Source organism: Ferrovum myxofaciens (assembly GCF_013181415.1).
Lineage (GTDB): Bacteria > Pseudomonadota > Gammaproteobacteria > Burkholderiales > Ferrovaceae > Ferrovum > Ferrovum myxofaciens.
This window is the reverse complement of sequence record NZ_CP053676.1, coordinates 2,505,510-2,522,280: the sequence shown is the minus strand read 5'-3', so window position 1 is coordinate 2,522,280 and position 16,771 is coordinate 2,505,510. Positions and strand designations below refer to the sequence as shown.

Annotated in this window: 19 protein-coding genes; 5 read left to right on the top strand and 14 right to left on the bottom strand. The window is 58.2% G+C overall.

What is annotated here, in order from left to right:
* The first annotated feature begins 1 nt into the window (after position 1).
* Complete coding sequence (locus tag HO274_RS12530; protein ID WP_273120151.1) at positions 2–985, top strand: NAD(P)H-dependent glycerol-3-phosphate dehydrogenase; 984 nt, start codon at positions 2–4, stop codon at positions 983–985.
* Positions 986–995: 10 nt separating this feature from the next.
* On the opposite strand, the gene HO274_RS12525 is transcribed toward HO274_RS12530, so the two are convergent.
* Together HO274_RS12525 and HO274_RS12520 are read right to left on the bottom strand one after the other, a co-directional pair.
* Entirely contained in the window at positions 996–1,460 is a 465-nt protein-coding gene (locus HO274_RS12525; RefSeq protein ID WP_031597513.1) for a tRNA (cytidine(34)-2'-O)-methyltransferase, read from the bottom strand.
* 32 nt (positions 1,461–1,492) lie between these two features.
* Positions 1,493–2,215 (bottom strand): ComF family protein, encoded by a 723-nt coding sequence (locus tag HO274_RS12520; protein ID WP_273120147.1) that lies wholly within the window; start codon positions 2,213–2,215, stop codon positions 1,493–1,495.
* Between the two features lie 40 nt (positions 2,216–2,255).
* On the opposite strand from HO274_RS12520, the gene bioB reads away from it, so the two are divergent.
* Complete coding sequence (gene bioB, locus HO274_RS12515) at positions 2,256–3,242, top strand: biotin synthase BioB (RefSeq protein ID WP_031597509.1); 987 nt, start codon at positions 2,256–2,258, stop codon at positions 3,240–3,242.
* Positions 3,242–4,102 (top strand): methyltransferase domain-containing protein, encoded by an 861-nt coding sequence (locus HO274_RS12510; RefSeq protein ID WP_273120144.1) that lies wholly within the window; start codon positions 3,242–3,244, stop codon positions 4,100–4,102. The genes bioB and HO274_RS12510 overlap by 1 nt, the downstream gene beginning before the upstream one ends.
* A gap of 1 nt (position 4,103) precedes the next feature.
* On the opposite strand, the gene ppa is transcribed toward HO274_RS12510, so the two are convergent.
* Entirely contained in the window at positions 4,104–4,652 is a 549-nt protein-coding gene (ppa, locus tag HO274_RS12505; RefSeq protein ID WP_031597504.1) for an inorganic diphosphatase, read from the bottom strand.
* Positions 4,653–4,774: 122 nt separating this feature from the next.
* Between ppa and HO274_RS12500 the strand changes: the two genes are divergently transcribed.
* A complete protein-coding gene (locus tag HO274_RS12500) occupies positions 4,775–6,031 on the top strand; it encodes a D-amino acid dehydrogenase (protein WP_273120141.1) in 1,257 nt (418 codons plus the stop codon).
* A gap of 12 nt (positions 6,032–6,043) precedes the next feature.
* Here the strand turns inward: HO274_RS12500 and HO274_RS12495 are convergent, their stop codons facing one another.
* The 9 genes from HO274_RS12495 to HO274_RS12455 all read right to left on the bottom strand — a co-directional run bounded on the left by HO274_RS12495 (position 6,044) and on the right by HO274_RS12455 (position 14,275).
* On the bottom strand, positions 6,044–7,141 hold the full coding sequence (locus HO274_RS12495; protein WP_273120138.1) for an alpha/beta hydrolase: 1,098 nt from the start codon (positions 7,139–7,141) through the stop codon (positions 6,044–6,046).
* Positions 7,142–7,146: 5 nt separating this feature from the next.
* Entirely contained in the window at positions 7,147–7,707 is a 561-nt protein-coding gene (gene efp, locus HO274_RS12490) for an elongation factor P (RefSeq protein WP_031597498.1), read from the bottom strand.
* Between the two features lie 36 nt (positions 7,708–7,743).
* Positions 7,744–8,907 (bottom strand): elongation factor P maturation arginine rhamnosyltransferase EarP, encoded by a 1,164-nt coding sequence (gene earP / locus HO274_RS12485; protein WP_273120137.1) that lies wholly within the window; start codon positions 8,905–8,907, stop codon positions 7,744–7,746.
* A 19-nt stretch (positions 8,908–8,926) separates the two neighbouring features.
* On the bottom strand, positions 8,927–9,346 hold the full coding sequence (locus tag HO274_RS12480) for a GlcG/HbpS family heme-binding protein (protein WP_031597494.1): 420 nt from the start codon (positions 9,344–9,346) through the stop codon (positions 8,927–8,929).
* Positions 9,347–9,466: 120 nt separating this feature from the next.
* Positions 9,467–10,270 (bottom strand): hypothetical protein, encoded by an 804-nt coding sequence (locus tag HO274_RS12475; protein ID WP_051862363.1) that lies wholly within the window; start codon positions 10,268–10,270, stop codon positions 9,467–9,469.
* Positions 10,271–10,351: 81 nt separating this feature from the next.
* Positions 10,352–11,749, bottom strand: coding sequence for a Re/Si-specific NAD(P)(+) transhydrogenase subunit beta (gene pntB / locus HO274_RS12470; RefSeq protein ID WP_031597490.1), 1,398 nt, complete (start codon positions 11,747–11,749; stop codon positions 10,352–10,354).
* Between the two features lie 10 nt (positions 11,750–11,759).
* Entirely contained in the window at positions 11,760–13,331 is a 1,572-nt protein-coding gene (locus HO274_RS12465) for a Re/Si-specific NAD(P)(+) transhydrogenase subunit alpha (RefSeq protein WP_062187427.1), read from the bottom strand.
* 57 nt (positions 13,332–13,388) lie between these two features.
* A complete protein-coding gene (gene ampD / locus HO274_RS12460) occupies positions 13,389–14,000 on the bottom strand; it encodes a 1,6-anhydro-N-acetylmuramyl-L-alanine amidase AmpD (RefSeq protein ID WP_051862361.1) in 612 nt (203 codons plus the stop codon).
* The gene (locus HO274_RS12455) at positions 13,997–14,275 is read right to left on the bottom strand and encodes a PP0621 family protein (protein ID WP_035417486.1); all 279 of its coding nucleotides are present in this window, start codon (positions 14,273–14,275) and stop codon (positions 13,997–13,999) included. The genes ampD and HO274_RS12455 overlap by 4 nt, the downstream gene beginning before the upstream one ends.
* Before the next feature lie 171 nt (positions 14,276–14,446).
* Here HO274_RS12455 and HO274_RS12450 point away from each other — a divergent pair, with 171 nt between their 5' ends.
* Positions 14,447–15,382, top strand: coding sequence for a DMT family transporter (locus HO274_RS12450; RefSeq protein ID WP_035417483.1), 936 nt, complete (start codon positions 14,447–14,449; stop codon positions 15,380–15,382).
* Here HO274_RS12450 and HO274_RS12445 read toward each other — a convergent pair.
* Both HO274_RS12445 and HO274_RS12440 read right to left on the bottom strand, forming a co-directional pair.
* The gene (locus HO274_RS12445) at positions 15,333–15,710 is read right to left on the bottom strand and encodes a diacylglycerol kinase (RefSeq protein ID WP_031597485.1); all 378 of its coding nucleotides are present in this window, start codon (positions 15,708–15,710) and stop codon (positions 15,333–15,335) included. The two genes, HO274_RS12450 and HO274_RS12445, sit on opposite strands and share 50 nt — an antisense overlap.
* Positions 15,707–16,741, bottom strand: coding sequence for a glycosyltransferase family 4 protein (locus tag HO274_RS12440; RefSeq protein ID WP_273120133.1), 1,035 nt, complete (start codon positions 16,739–16,741; stop codon positions 15,707–15,709). Before HO274_RS12440 ends, HO274_RS12445 begins: the two co-directional genes overlap by 4 nt.
* Between the last annotated feature and the right edge of the window lie 30 nt (positions 16,742–16,771).

The following is a 16,771-nucleotide window of genomic DNA, read 5'->3' as shown; positions in this document are numbered from 1 at the left end:
CATGCGTCTCACGGTTCTGGGAACGGGTGCATGGGGTACGGCCCTGGCACTTTCCCTGAGCGGGTTTCATTCCGTTACCCTTTGGGGACGTGACCCCATCCAAGTCCAGGCCCTGCGCCTGGATCGAGAGAACCGTCGCTATCTGCCCGGTCATGCCTTACCCCCTTCCTTGCAACTCTCATCCCACTTACCCAGTGCCTTGCAAGATGCCGACCTGGCACTGCTGGTGGTTCCTGTCGCCGCCCTGGAAGAAATCCTGAGCGCCCTTGCGGTACTGCGCCCTTACCTGCCTTTCTTGTGGGCCTGCAAGGGGGTGGAACAAGGAACACGGCGCCTGCCCCACCAGATCGTTCGTGCCCACCCCGCGTTACAGGGTCCGCACGGCGTACTTTCCGGCCCCTCCTTCGCCACGGAAATTGCAGCCGGACTGCCTGCTGCCCTGACCTTGGCCTCGGCCGACGAAGCCTTTGCCCAAAGCACGGCACGTCTCCTGCATCACCCGCACCTGCGCCTTTATTCGAGTACGGATCTGGTGGGGGTTGAAATTGCCGGGGCCCTGAAAAATGTCATGGCCATCGCCAGTGGGCTCTCCGATGGTCTGGGTCTGGGCCTGAATGCCCGAGCGGCTCTCATCACCCGGGGGTTGGCAGAAATCACCCGTCTCGGCATGGTACTGGGCGGACACCGTACGACCTTCATGGGGCTGACTGGTTTGGGCGATCTGATCCTCACCTGTACAACGGCCCTCTCACGCAACTACCAGGTGGGACAGGGGCTGGCCCAAGGGATTCCACTGGGTCCCTTGCTGACCAGTCTTGGTCATGTGGCAGAAGGGGTTCCCACAGCGCCGGCAGCCCTTCAACTGGCTCAAGAGCACGGGGTGGAAATGCCCATCACTGCCACGGTTCAGAAGGTCTTGAGCGGTGCATTGAATGTCCAGGACGCCGTCCTCCAGTTGCTGGCGCGCGATCCGCGCGCGGAATGAATGCCCCGCCTCATAAAGCCCCACAAAATTCCTGCTGCCGCCAAGCTTCAAACACCATCACTGCCACGGCATTGGACAGGTTGAGACTACGGTTGTGGGGACGCATGGGCAGACGAATCCAGGTCGATCTGTCAAACTCCTCCAGAACAGACAAGGGCAATCCCCGGGTTTCCGGGCCAAAGAGAAATACATCTCCAGGCTCATAGCGAGCGCCCGTATGGTTTCCACTCCCCCGGGTGGTCAGCGGAAACCAGCGCCGTTCCCTCAGGGTCTGGCGACAGGCATCCCAATCGGGATGCACCGTCAGCACCATTTGCTCATGGTAGTCCAGCCCAGCCCGACGCAAGTGCCGATCACTCACCTCAAAGCCCAGTGGAGAAACAAGGTGCAGACGGGCTCCGGTATTGGCACAGAGACGAATGATATTACCGGTATTGGGAGGAATTTCCGGTTGGTACAGTACCACATCGAACATGGGGAATCCTTGTCTGTTGGGCGCATTGCGTTTTAGAAAGAGTCCGGTACCGGCGCCTCGGCACAGACCCACACGTCGACCCCACCTACGCCCACTTGGTGCAAAGCTGCAGTCGCCGCTTCGAGGGTAGACCCCGTCGTCAATACATCGTCCACCAGCGCCACCTGCCGTCCTTGCAAGTGGGCACTGGCACGAAAAGCCCCCACCACATTGCTCTGTCGTGCTGCCCGTGGCAGTTCGGCCTGAGGCAGGGTCGCCCGCAGACGGACCAACCCTTTCTGCACCGGACAGTGCAACCAATGAGCCAAGGGACGGGCCAACTCGAGCGCCTGATTATACCCGCGCCTGCGCCAGCGTTGGCGCGACAAGGGGATGGGAATCACGCAATCAGGCAAACAGGCGGGCAGGGGAAATTCCCGCCAGACTTGGGCCAAAGTTGGCGCGAGATACAGCGCCTGACCAAACTTGAGGGCACGAATCAGGGAAACCACCGGATAGACATAATCAAATCCCACCTGCACCCGTCCTACGCCCATCAGGGTACGCCGACGCGTCTCGGCATAACGGGGAAGGGATGCCCAACAGGCAGCGCAGAGCGTGCTCCCTGTACCCACCGGTACGCCACAGAGAAAACAGGGAGAAACCGCTACACGGCATAGAGCCTGCCTTCCCTTCGCCCGCCACAGGGTAAGCCTTTCGATGATTTCCTTCCCCTGGAAACCCAACCCGCCCCATTTCTTTGAAACACTCGGCATTTGACACCTTCCTCCAGTTACCGGACAATCCGCTACCATGATGAATGATAGCCCCCTCCACTCCCCTCTCTCCTTCCAAGAAAGCGCCTCCACTGCGCCTGTTTGGACCCGTACCACCCTGACGGCGCTCTTTGAATTGCCCTTCAATGATCTGCTGTGGCGTGCCCAGTCCGTACACCGCGCCCATTTCGATCCCAATGGTGTGCAACTGTCCACCTTGCTCTCCATCAAGACGGGGGGCTGTCCCGAAGATTGCGGATATTGCCCTCAATCGGCCCATCACAGCACAGACCTGGCGCGCCAGTCGCTGCTCACGACGGATGAAGTGCTGAAGGCCGCACAACGCGCCAAGGAGGCAGGGGCCACGCGATTTTGCATGGGTGCGGCATGGCGCAGCCCCAAAGAACACGATCTGGACCAGGTCATCCACATGGTCCGTGCGGTGCGTGACCTGGGTATGGAAACCTGCGCCACTCTGGGCATGCTGAGCCCCCCCCAGGCCGAGCGTCTGAAAGAAGCCGGCCTGGAGTACTACAATCACAATCTGGACAGTGACCGGGAATTTTACGGGGATATCATAAAGACCCGTCAGTTTCAGGATCGTCTCGATACTCTGCAAGCCGTGCGTAGCGCGGGTATGAAGGTCTGTTGCGGCGGCATCGTCGGCATGGGCGAAACCCGCGCCCACCGTGCCGGTCTGATTTATGAACTCACTCAACTCGACCCTGCCCCGGAATCCGTACCTATCAACCTGCTGGTTCAAGTGCAAGGTACCCCCTTGTATGGAACCGAGGCGTTGGACCCCCTCGAATTCGTCCGCACCATCGCCTGCGCGCGCATTGCCCTGCCTTTTTCACGGGTACGCCTGTCGGCAGGTCGGGAAGGGTTGTCCGATGAATTACAGGCCCTCTGTTTTCTGGCCGGCGCCAATTCCATTTTTTATGGGGAACGGCTGTTGACCACCGACAATCAGGATATGCAGCGCGATCGCCGTCTCTTCGAGCGTTTGGGCCTGCACGCCGAGTAGTGGATACCCCTCGGGAAATCCTGCGTCTGCGCCGAGGTTTCCTGCGCCACTCTCCCCGCGCCAAAGACCCCTCTCCCTTTCTGAGCCGAGAAATCGGCACTCGTCTGCTCACCCGTCTGGAGTATGTGACGCTGGCTCCACGCCGTCTGCTCGATTTGGGAGCCGGCGGGGGCTGGTCCGGCCTTGCCCTGCAGCACCGTTTTCCGGACACAACCCTGCTGGAAGTGGACTGGGTTCCCGAATTGCTTCCCGTGCCTGTGGAACGCGCCTGGTGGGCGAAATGGAGACAGCCTCCCACCCGTTTTTCTCTGGCAGCCAGCGCGCTTCAACTTCCTTTGGCCCGACACAGCATCGATCTGGTCTGGGCCCACCTGTTATTGCCCTGGACTCCCATGGAGCAGGTATTTACCGAAGTAGAGCGGGTGCTTGCGCCCGGCGGACTGTTTCTGTTCTCCACCCTGGGGCCGGATACCCTGCGTGAGTTGCGCCCAGCCCTGGGTGAACTGCCGGAGGGAAGGCATCGACTGGGGCCTTTTAGTGATATGCACGATCTGGGCGATGCGCTGGTACAGACCCGACTGGCCGATCCGGTCATGGAACGGGAGGATCTGCACATCGATTACCCGGACCTGAATCTGCTTCTACAGGATCTGCGCGCCCTAGGTCCCGCGCCAGCGCCCCGTCCAACCATTTGGGTGGGGCAGCAGGCCTGGCAGCGCATGACCCGTGCCTATGAGGAACAACGCTCAACGAGTGGGTTACCCACCACTCTGGAAGTTATTTACGGGCAGGCGTGGAAGCCTCAACCGCGCACCTTACCCGACGGGCGAGCGGTGATCGAAGTTCGTCCCGCGCCTTAGATCAGTCCCCCACGGCAGGGTGGGATCGAAGATGGTTTTCCACCCCGGATAGGATTTCTGCATGGGCTTCCTGAGGCCCCGCCCAGCCCTCTACCTTGACCCATTTGCCTTTTTCCAGGTCCTTGTAATGCTCGAAGAAATGCACGATCTGTTGCAAAGTCAATTCCGGCAGGTCCTCGACCCGCTCAAGGTGCCGATACAAGGTACAGAGTTTGTCCACAGGCACAGCCAGTAACTTGGCATCCTGTCCCGCTTCATCGGTCATCTTCAGCACGCCCAGAGCCCGACACCGCACCACCACTCCGGTGATCAGCGGCACTGGGGTGATCACCAGCACATCCACCGGATCGCCATCCTGGGAGAGGGTTTGAGGAATGTATCCATAGTTGCAGGGGTAATGCATGGCGGTGGACATGAAACGGTCCACGAACATGGCACCCGTTTCCTTGTCCAGTTCGTATTTGATGGGATCCCCATGCATGGGAATTTCGATGATGACATTGAAATCGGTGGGCAGGTTGCGCCCGGCAGGCACACGATCCAGATTCATGAGCAATCCTTATGGTCAGAATGAAAAAATGCAGAGGGAATCACCCCCTGCGTACCCTCCGATTATAGCGCCTGACAGCCTGCCCAGTCTGCTAGAATTCATACTTTGAGCAAGGAACGGTCATGCACGTCACGGTATTGGGAGCGGGAATCATCGGCATCAGTACTGCCTGGTACCTGCGCGCGGCAGGCTTTGAGGTGACTGTGGTAGAGCGCCAATCTGAGGCGGCCCTCGAAACCACCTTTGCCAATGGGGGACAACTGTCCACCGGTCACGTAGAACCCTGGGCCACCCCGGAAACCCTGCCCCAAATCCTGGAATGGCGCCAGCACGAAAGTTCTCCCCTGCTTTTTCGCCTCCAGGCCGATCCTCACCAATGGAGTTGGGGTCTTCGTTTTCTGCGCGAATGTACCTCCCGGCGCAGCACTCGTAACTTCCATCAATTACTGGCGCTGGGCCAATATAGCCGGGCCGCCTTTCATGCCCTGCGTGCAGAACTGGATCTGGCCTATGAAGGATTGGACCGGGGTATCCTCAATCTGTATGACTCACCCGCCTCGTTGGCCCGAGGTGAAAAAGCCGCCGCGCGGGTTAATGATCTGGGCTACGAACGTCGTCCCATCAGCATGACCGATGCCCTTGCCCTTGAACCGGCCTTGGCTCAGGCCCTTCCACATTGGTATGGGGCAACCTATACCCCAGGCGACAGCAGTGGAAACGCCTGTCTATGGACGCAGGGTTTGGCCCGTTTATGCGCCGCCCGAGGCGTACACTTTCAGTACAAAACCACGGTAACAGGTTTTGAGACCAAGGCTCAACGCATCCAGGGTCTCTGGCTGCAGCAGGAGACCACCCCGCATCTGCAGGAGGTGGATGCGGTGGTGGTAGCTCTGGGCAGCGAAAGTGCCCCCTTGCTGCGGCCCCTCGGACTGAGTTTACCGATTTATCCGGTCAAGGGCTATTCCATCACCGTGCCCCTATGCCAACCGGAAAATTCTCTGCAGGTCAGCATCACCGATGATGCCCACAAGATCGTCTTCACCCGCCTCGGTAACCACTTGCGCGTGGCGGGCACCGCCGAGTTTTCCGGCTACGACCACAGTTTGAACCGCACCCGTCTGGAAGCGCTGGTTCAACGTGCCCGCCAACTGTTCCCCCACCTGGCCGACTATTCGCAGGTGACCCCGTGGACAGGACTACGTCCCGCCACCCCTTCCAATTGCCCCCTGATCGGCCCCACCCGCTGGGAAAATCTGTTCCTCAATACCGGCCACGGGACCCTCGGCTGGACTTTGGGGACGGGCAGTGGAAAGGTGCTGGCAGAACTGATGCAGGGACATGGGCCCGAACTCGAATTCGATTTCACCCGTCCGGCGTAGAAAATTCTGAACTCAGGGCTTCAGGGCTGCATAGAGGTGAGGCAGGCTGCGGTCCAGTCGGAAATCGATCCCCGAATGGGTACCGTCAAACTCTTCATGGACGTGCGGCACTCGAGCCCGGGTCAAGGCAGCAGACAACTGGCGTGCGCCGTAATGCAAATGGTATTGATCGCGCCAGCCGCAATCCAGAAACAGACACTTCAACTGACGTAAGGTCGAAGCATGACGGGGTGCTGCGTGAACGGGATCGCAGGCCTGCCAGCGAGCCCAGCGCTCGGAAAGCAATTCCCCGGTTTCGAGATGAAAAGGCAAACGAAAACCATTGGGTGCAGAGGGATCGGGGTCATAGGTTGCAGCCATGCCCAGATTCATGAGGGCATGGGTCTCGGCACTGGAGGGACGATCCTGAGAACCAACCGCTGCCAGAAAAGAAGTTACACGCCCATCATCCAGCCCCTGCGTCAATGCTTGGGCACGGGTCCGCTGCTCAAGGGTTTCTTCCTCCACGGCCGGACGGAAACGGGCCAGCACATCCAGAGTATTGGGCCAATCGCCCCGATAGGCCAGATCGAATCCCGCATCACCGGCATGACTGACCACCCCTCCCCAGCAGTCCGGGGTATGCATGGCTTGAAACAGCGCACCATAACCCCCTGAGGATTTGCCAAAAACCCCCCGATGGTCACGGGTAGCCAAGGTACGAAAGGTGGCATCGATGAAGGGCACCACTTCCTGGCTCAAATAATCGCCATAGGCGCCCAATGCACTGGAATTGACATACTGATTACCCCCCAATCGGGTGAAGCAGTCAGGAAAGGCCAGAATGACCGGTCCCATGGACCCACTGTGGATCAGGCGTGCAACCCGTTCTGGCACCGACTCATTGAAAGGTTGCCAGTTGACCTGACTGGGGCCACTCCCAAAGTATCCCGCCAATCCGTAAAATACTGGATAACGTTGAACACTCCCCGGCAGGTCATAACCTTCAGGCAACCAGACCGGGAAACGGCGCCGGGTCGGATCATTCCAGGGATTCCCCCGCAATACCCTCGAGTCGAATTCGACCCACGCCACACGCCCGGGGAAAACCGACTGGATACGCAGAGCCATGACAATCAGCCGTTGACTCGGCGGCGGTATTCACCGGTGTTGGTATCGATTTCAATCCTGTCGCCGGTTTCACAAAACAGGGGCACGGCAATTTTGTGACCATTCTTGAGGGTGGCCGGTTTCAGAACCTTTCCCGAGGTATCGCCGCGCACGGCCGGTTCGGTGTAATCGATCTCGCGCACCACCGAACTGGGCAACTGAATGGAAATGGCACGCCCCTCGTAAAGAGTGATTTCACAGGCCATGCCATCTTCCAGATAGTTGAAGGCATCGCCCAGACTGTCCTTGTCCATGTCGTACTGGTTATACTCATGATCCATGAATACATAGGAGGGATCGGCAAAGTAAGAATAGGTCGCTTCCTTATGCTCCAGAATGACCTGGTCCAGTTTATCATCAGCCTTGAAAACAGTTTCGCTGGCAGCCCCGGTGAGCAGGTTGCGCAATTTCATCTTGACCACGGCGGAACTGCGCCCGCCCTTGTTGTATTCTGCCTTCTGAATCACCAGGGGGTCCTTGCCCACCATGATCACATTCCCGACCCGCATTTCCTGTGCCTGTTTCATACGTCACCCGTGTTGAATTAAATGAGACCTAACCGGTTATTTTAACTCGAGATTGGAAAACTCCACAAGTTTTGTGACCAAATCCGGCTGTTCGGACAGGCCTTCGCTCCAGGCCAAGGCATGGTGTTCCCAGCCTTTCCAATGAGGGACCATTCCTTGCCAAGCCGCCGTCATTTCACCCCGCCCATTCCATGCTCGAAACAGATTTGCGATGACCTCGGCCAGCATCGTCTCCAGGCCCTCCAGATAACGTTCCAGAAAGGCCTCCAGTTTCACCCAGTGTGCCCCCTCTGCCTGCGGGTAGAGATGCCACAGAAAGGGTCTTCCTGCCCATAAAGCGCGCACAAGGGAATCCTCTCCCCGCACCAGATTGAAATGAGAGACCCACAGCAAACCGTCATATTCTTCCTGTGTGCGCAACGCCACCCGAACTGGCTCGATCTTGCCCCACGCGTTGCCTGCGGGTGCTCGAAACGCATCGGCCTGTCCCACCTGTTCGGTGATCTCCATGCCTTCAAACAATACCCAGCGCCAGGCCTGCCCCGTGCTCCCCATGGCTTCCCGCAAGGACTGCCAGGGAGCATCCGGGTATGCAAACAAGGTGAGAGTCGGAAGATTCGTTTTTTCTGTCAACCCCCAGGATCGCCAAATGGCTTCTTGTCGGATCAAGGAGGCCTGCACTTCAGAACGCCGGGCTAGCAAACCGGGTTCACGCAGCAAGCCTCCCGTGCGCGGGGTAAACCCCGGGAAAAAAAAGTGCCGAGGCCCCCGATAGCCCGGAATGGGCGCAGACAACCCATGACATCCTTCCACCCAGGATTCCGCACTCAGGTAGTCAAATAAAATCCAGCGCGGAATAACCTGACATTGCTGAAGAAATTCTTGCACTGAGGGGGGCAGTTCGCAACTGAAGGCACTCACCACCGACACCGGCAGAACGGTGTGTTCCGAGCCCAACTGCGCCGGATCCTGCTCGACCACTGACCAAGGTAAGATCCGTACCCCCTGGATCTTCTGAGTCGAAGCATCGATCCCCAGCGCAGGACAAAAACGCGCCAGAGTCTGCAAATGATCGATCACCAGAGTAACGGAAGGAGCGGGCGAGAGTGCTGCCAATTGACTCGCCAGACGCCAACTGACGCCTGCATCCCCCAGGTTGTCCACCACCCGGCAGAAAATCCACCAGGGGTGCGTACTCACGGGGACGGACAACGAAGGATTACGCCGATAAAGTCAGCTGTTCCACCGCTTCCGCACCGGCTGCCGCAATGATGCCATCCTGAAAGGACTGTACACCGGAAACCCCAATGGCCCCCACCAATTGCCCTTCGCTGAAAAGAGGCAAGCCTCCTTCGACGGGAGTGTTCCCCGGCAGGTTGAGCATGACGATGCGTCCGCCCACCACCGTTTCTTCCATTACTTTGGTGGAACGCCGGAACAGAAAAGCAGTACGGGCTTTTTCCTGAGCCACCTGAACAGAACCCACCTGAGTATGATCCGCCCGTTCCAGCAACATCAAATGCCCCCCTTCATCGAGGATGGCAATGACTACATTCCAGTGATTTTCCACCGCCTTGGACCGTGCAGCGGCGACGATGGCGTAAGCGTCGGAAAGGGAAAGTGCGCGTTTCAGTTCCATTCTGTCATCCTTGTCGTATTCAATGATCCCGTTGGATCAATAGTCGATATGCAAACGCAGTCCGAACACATCCGCCGAACCGCGCAGTTATTGTACGCGGGATTGACAATGTGTTGCCAGTCAATCGATCGGAATATCGATAATGGCCTTGATGGTCCATCCGTCTGCAGCCTGGGTCAGGCCGCGACCAACCCCGAAGTTGATGACCCAAGGTTTCATATTGATGTCCACGGCAGCAAACAACACATTATTCTGCTGCGAATAGGGAAACATCGTGGTGAGCGTACTCAACACGGAATAGTACTCGAAGCCTGCCATAAAGCCAGGCATCACATTTCGTCCCACCTTGATCTGCGGACTGAACACCGGCCCACCCTGTCGATAGCCGGGGCGCAGATTATAATCCAAAGTGGGGTTGATGTCATACAACCACTCCGCATCCCGATAGCCGATGATGGAACGTAACTCCATCATTTGCTGTGTGGGTTCGTAGATCGGTTTGATATCGGAAATTTCCACATTCAATCCGTAAAACAGCCCTCCCGTATCCGGGGCTTTTTGCGGAATCCATTTCATCCGCACACGGGGACCGGCAAACTGGGTTCCATCATAGTAGCCATGAACCACCGGAAGGTATAACCCGGCCTCCAGGGTGGGGGTCAGGCCATAACTGATTTCCGCCGTACTCCGATATCCATGGGTATCCACCATCCCATCATTGGGTGGAATATACTGGGGTCCGGAAGGGGTGCTGTTGAGGTGCATTTGCAACCCCCATTGACCGGGATCGTTGATGGTATCGTCATAGACCTGAATTTCATCCTGCAATACCGCTTGCGCACCGAGTGGATAAAAACCCGCCAGCACCCACACCGCCAAACGGCAGAGGAATATATCTCCCTTTCCTTTTCCCGTTTTTCGCATCACAGGCCTCGTTCGCACAAAAGCACGAAATTATAACGAAGCCACCCCCCCTTCTCCATGAAGGTTTTATGACACTTTATCTCAACTGGGCAAATGAGCCAGGATGGAATCCACACTCTTCTTGGCATCACCAAAGAGCATACGTGCATTCTCCTTGTAGAAAAGGGGGTTTTCCACACCGGAATAGCCTGTCGCCATGCTGCGTTTGAAGACCACCACCGTCTTGGCCTTCCAGACCTCCAGCACCGGCATGCCGGCAATGGGGCTACCCGGATCTTCCTGGGCACTGGGATTGACGATGTCGTTGGCCCCCACCACCAGCACCACGTCCGTGTCCGGGAAATCCCCGTTGATTTCATCCATTTCCATGACAATGTCGTAGGGCACTTTGGCTTCAGCCAGTAACACGTTCATGTGACCGGGCAAACGTCCGGCCACAGGATGAATGGCAAAGCGTACTGTCACCCCCTTGGCACGGAGACGACGGGTAATTTCGCTGATGGCTCCCTGGGCCTGTGCCACGGCCATGCCATAGCCGGGAACGATGATCACACCTTGGGCATCGGCCAGCAGGTGAGCCGTTTCTTCCGCCGACACGGCCACCACTTCACCCTGGGGGCCTTCTGCCGCAGAAGAAGTTGTACCGCCCGTACCAAACCCGCCCAGGATGACACTGAGGAAACTGCGGTTCATGGCCCGGCACATGATGTAAGACAGGATGGCCCCGCTACTGCCCACCAGGGCACCAGTGACGATGAGCAAGTCATTGGAGAGCATGAAACCAGTGGCCGCCGCTGCCCAACCCGAATAACTGTTGAGCATGGACACCACCACCGGCATGTCTGCGCCTCCAATGGCCATGACCAGATGAAAACCGATGAACAGTGCCAGCCCTGTCATGAGCAGCAAGGGCAGCAGGGGTGCCATGGTCGATTCCGCCCCCACGAATCCAATACCCAGATAAACCGAAATCAGAATCACCAGCAGGTTCAGCAGGTGACGCCCCGGCAGGGCCAGAGGTTTGCCGGAAATGGAACCGCGCAATTTACCGAAAGCCACCAGGGACCCGGTAAAGGTCAACGCACCGATGAACACCCCCACAAAAATCTCGGTACGGTGGACGCTCAGTTCGGCGCCTTTGAATACCGTATGCGCGTCCAGAGTACTGGCATAGCCCACCAGGGTTGCTGCCAAGCCCACGAAACTGTGAAGGATAGCCACCAGCTCGGGCATTTGGGTCATCTCTACCCGTACCGCCAGCATCCAACCCACCACGGCCCCCACCAGAATAGCGGGAATCAACCAGCCCAGATTGCCCACCTGCCCACTCAGCAGGGTCGCCCCCACTGCCAGCGCCATGCCTGTCGCCCCATAAAAATTGCCCCGTCGTGCCGTCTCCTGCCGGGACAATCCGCCCAGACTCAGAATGAACAGAATCGCTGCCGCGATATAGGAAACCGTCAATACTCCATTACCCATGAAACAATCCTCAATCTTTGCGGAACATGTTCAACATGCGCTGGGTCACGCGGAACCCGCCAGCGATGTTGATGGTGGCAATCAACACGGAGAACACCGCCAGCCCGACCACGCTGGGCTCGGAGTTGGCCATCTGCAACAGGGCCCCCAGCACGATGATGCCGCTGATGGCGTTGGTCACGCTCATGAGAGGCGTGTGCAGGGCCGGGGTCACATTCCATACGACCTGATAGCCCACAAAACAGGCCAGAACAAAAACCGTAAAGTGTGGCAAGAAGGCGGGCGGCGCGTACAGCCCCACCAACAGAAAGAGTATCCCTCCGCCGCCGAACACCTTCAAAAGGGTAGAGAGATGAGCGGGCCCGGAAGATTCGCCGTGCTTGGGTGCCGGCACCATGGCCGTCGCCGGTTTGGCAGGCGCAACAGCCCGAATCTTAAGCGGTGGTGCAGGCCAGGTCAATGCGCCCTGATGGACCACAGTGGCCGTACGAATGACCTCATCCTCCATGTTGACCACCAGTTGCCCCTCCTTTCCGGGGGTCATGTCAGTGAGCAGGTGGCGCAGGTTGGTACCGTACAACTGGCTCGACTGGGCCGCCAAACGGCTGGGCAAATCGGTGTAACCGATAAGGGATACGCCGTGAACCACAGTCACCTGACCGGGCACCGTACCTTCACAGTTCCCTCCTTGTTCCGCAGCCAGATCCACAATGACACTCCCGGGTTTCATGCTCGCCACCATGTCAGCGGTGATCAAACGGGGGGCCGGCTTGCCCGGAATCAAGGCAGTGGTCACGATAATGTCCACTTCCTTGGCTTGAGCCGCGAAGAGGGCCATTTCCGCAGCGATGAACTCGGGGCTCATTTGCTTGGCGTAGCCCCCGGTTCCACTCCCTTCTTCCTTGAAATCCAGTTCAAGGAACTCTGCCCCCATGCTTTCAATCTGCTGTTTGACCTCAGGACGGGTATCGAAGGCACGCACGATGGCACCCAGACTGCGCGCCGTCCCAATGGCCGCCAACCCCGCCACCCCGGCGCCGATCACCATCACCTTGGCGGGAGGCACCTTACCAGCCGCCGTGATCTGCCCAGTAAAAAACCGCCCGAAATGCTGGGCCGCTTCGATGATGGCGCGATAGCCCGCAATATTGGCCATGGAACTCAGGGCATCCAGTTTCTGCGCGCGGGAAATGCGTGGTACGGCATCCATGGACAACGCCGTGATTCCCTGGACCCTGAAAGCTTCCAGCAAGGCCGGATTCTGAGCCGGCCAGAGAAAACCAATCAGAGTGGACCCGGCACGCAAAGCATGGGATTCCAGTTCACCCGTGGCAGGATCAACCTCGGGTGGGCGCACCTTGAGTACGATATCCGCCTGTTCCCACACCGCCCGGGCCGAGGGCAGAATCCGCACCCCTACCGCTGCGTACGCCTCATCACCCCATTGGGCTGCTGCCCCCGCCCCACTTTCCAGAGCCACGACATAGCCCAGTTTCATCAACTGGGTGACCGTCTCCGGGGTAGCGGCCACACGCCGCTCTCCCGCATGGATCTCCCGCGGTATCCCGATCATCAACGCCATAACGATTCTCTCCACAGAGGGGGGCGCGCTGGGGCCCCTTTTCAGAAAACCCCCATTCTATCCTGAGCGCGCCTTCTTGGGGCGCAGAAGTTGCACAGGATACCCCAATGCTTCCCAACGTGCCCAGTGGAAACAGGGGCCTGGATCGGTTTTACGGCCTGGTGCCACGTCGCTGTGTCCCGTAATTGCCTGAATCGGATAACGTGCGCAGAGTCCCTGGAGCAAGGCGTCCAGCGTGCCATACTGCGCCTCCGTAAAGGGAACATGATCGGTCCCCTCCAGTTCGATGCCCAGAGAAAAATCATTGCACCCCTGCCGTCTGCCCCACTGGGACACCCCGGCATGCCAGGCGCGCGCATCGGTGGATACGAACTGGATCAGCGTGCCTTCGCGCCGGATCAAAAAATGGGCGGAGACACGCAAGTCCCGCAGAGACTCAAAAGAGGGATGGGCTGAGGGATCCAGCCGGTTGGTGAACAGGTCCTCCACAGCCCGGCCCCCAAACTGCCCCGCCGGCAAACTGATCGAGTGGATCACTACCAGAGTCGGGGGAGACCCCGCTCGGGAACGGCTATCAAAATTAGGAGACAGGCAATGACAGGCACGTCTCACCCAGCCCTCGGAATCCACAAAAAAAGGTGGGGGAGAGGTCAGATTCCGCCCAGTCATTGGGCGCGTACACCGGCTTGGCGGTGGGCTTCACTACAGAACCAGTCGCCCCTCTGGGAAAGAGCCTCCTGCCGGGGCAGGAACAGTCCGCAATGCGCGCAACGCACCATATCCTGGGTCGTTTCAAGTTCTTCGGAAGCCTCCGAAGGAGGGCGCTGAACCCGTCCCGTTCCGGTGAAATTTGAAAACAGGGAGCCCGTTGGGGCTTTGCGCCCTGTGATCTGGCGATACACCCAAAAAATCACCAGTCCCCATAAAATCCATTTCAATAGCATCTGCCTTTCCTTGCGTTGCGTCGTCACTCCCCCCGAGGAAGAGGAGGAAACCTTTTCCAAACCCAACCTGAGCCGGAAAATCCATGTAAACTGATGGCTCGGGCATCACGCCCCAGTGTCTGTAGTCTTCACGACCACTGACATCATAGCTCACTCACAGGTTTTCCATCCATGTCTATCCCGCACGCGCGTCCGCGCTGGAAAGGTTTTTTGGCCGCTGCCGTTGTGGTAGTCTGCTGGAGCGGATTCAATATCGTTTCCCGCCTCGGTGGCAAAAGCACCCTGACTCCCTATGACCTCGCCGCACTGCGATTTGGCGTAGCCGGTTCCCTCATGCTGCCAGTCTATTTTATTTCGAGGAACCCCCTGTCTCTGCGCCAACTTCTGATCATTGCCAGCAGCGGTGGGCTGTTCTACGCCTTGCTCATCTATGCCGGTTTTTCCCTGGCACCCGCTGCTCATGCCGGTGTACTGGTCAACGGGGGGATTCCTCTGGCCAGCGCCGCCATCGCCTGGATCTGGCTCAAAGACCGCCCCAACAGCGCCACCCTGACGGCCCTGATATTGACCGCGCTGGGATTGATGGTCATTGGTTTCTCCCGTTTCGCTCCAGGTTCTGCTACCCCATCGACGGGAGAAAAATACTGGATGGGCGATCTCTGCTTTATCGGTGCAGCCTTGTGCTGGGCCTACTACGGCTTGCTGGTCAGAGTATGGAACATCCGCCCTCTGGACGCAGTCAGCGGCATCACCGTAGGTGCTGCCGTGCTCTATTTGCCCCTGTATGCCCTGTTCCTGCCCAAAGGATTGTCCGGCGTCAGTACTTCGGCCCTCCTGCTTCAGGGGATCTATCAGGGCATCATTGCCGCACTGGTCGCCGCCTTCAGTTTCGCCTATGCCACCCTTTCTCTGGGCAGTGGAATCGCCTCCATGATGCTGGCCATCGTTCCGGGAACCACCACTCTGCTGGCGGCACCTTTTCTGGGCGAAGCCCTGACCCTCACCACACTGGGCGGTGTGGCTCTGGTGTCGGTGGGCGCAGCCCTCGGGGCCAAAGTCAAAAAAACAGCACCAACCCCCACACCACTGCGGCATTCACCAGACTAACCAGAACAGCGGCACTGCCGATGTCTTTGGCCCGTTTGGCGAGTCGATGATCTTCCAGAGAAATTCGGTCCACCGTGGCTTCCACCGCCGAGTTCAACAGTTCCACCAACAATACCCACAGGATACTGCCGATCAACAGGGCATGCCCCTCCCCGGAGGCGTGAAGTATCAGGGACAGGGGAATCAATACGCCGGATAGAGCCACTTCCTGACGAAAGGCACTTTCATGCCGATAAGCATCAATAAAACCGGTAAGGGAATAGCCCAGGGCATTCCAGATTCGCTTGAATCCCCTTTTCCCCTTATAGGGGCTTTCTTTCTGAATCATCCCATCCCCAGTTCAGCAATAATGGGAGAAACATGCACCACCGGTTGCAAATGCGCCAGGAACTGATGGGTAGCGGCGGCCCAGGAGAACTTCTCCGCATGGGCTCGAGCGGTGACCCGAGAAATATTCAGGGCAGCGAGGCAAGCCGTTCGCAAATCCTCGTTCAGCGCTCCGGCGGGGGAATCCCCGATAACATCCAGCGGTCCTGTCACAGGGTATGCCGCCACCGGGCAGCCACAAGCCAAGGCCTCCAGCAGTACCAACCCAAAGGTATCGGTCTTGCTGGGAAACACAAACACATCAGCCGAGGCATACACGGCAGCCAATGCCTGCAGATTCAACACCCCCAGATAATTGACTTTCGGATAGCGTTGGCGCAAACGGGGCAAGGCCGGCCCTTCCCCCACCACCCATTTGGAACCGGGCAAATCAAGGGACAAAAAGGCTTCCACATTCTTTTCCACCGCCACCCGCCCCACGTACAGAAAAATCGGCGGTGCCGAATCCAACCGCCGGCCCCGTTCAGAACGAAAAATCTCCAGATCCACCCCCCGACTCCACAGCACCACCCGTTTGAAACCCTGACGTTGCAAATCTTTCTGTACCACCGGGGTCGGTGCCATCACAGCACGGGATGGCCCGTGAAACCAACGCAAAAAGGCATAGGTCCAGGACAGAGGAAGGGCAAAACGAGCGCGGACATATTCGGGGAACCGGGTGTGATACGCCGTGGTAAAAGGTAAATTCTGGCGCAGGGCATAGGCTCGCGCCGCCATACCGAGGGGGCCTTCGGTGGCAATGTGTAGCGCTTCCGGAATAAAATCTTGCAACCTTTGGCAAACCCGACGCCCCGGCAGAAGCGACAGACGAATATCAGGATAAGTAGGACAAGGCAAGGTAATAAAGTCCCGAGGAGTGATCATGGCGACCTCATGCCCCAGGGTTTCCAATTCCCGACGCGTGTTTTTCAAGGTCTGGACCACACCATTCACCTGGGGTTCCCAGGCATCCGTCACGATCATGATACGCATTTCTTCACTCCTTGTTGATGGGGGGGAACT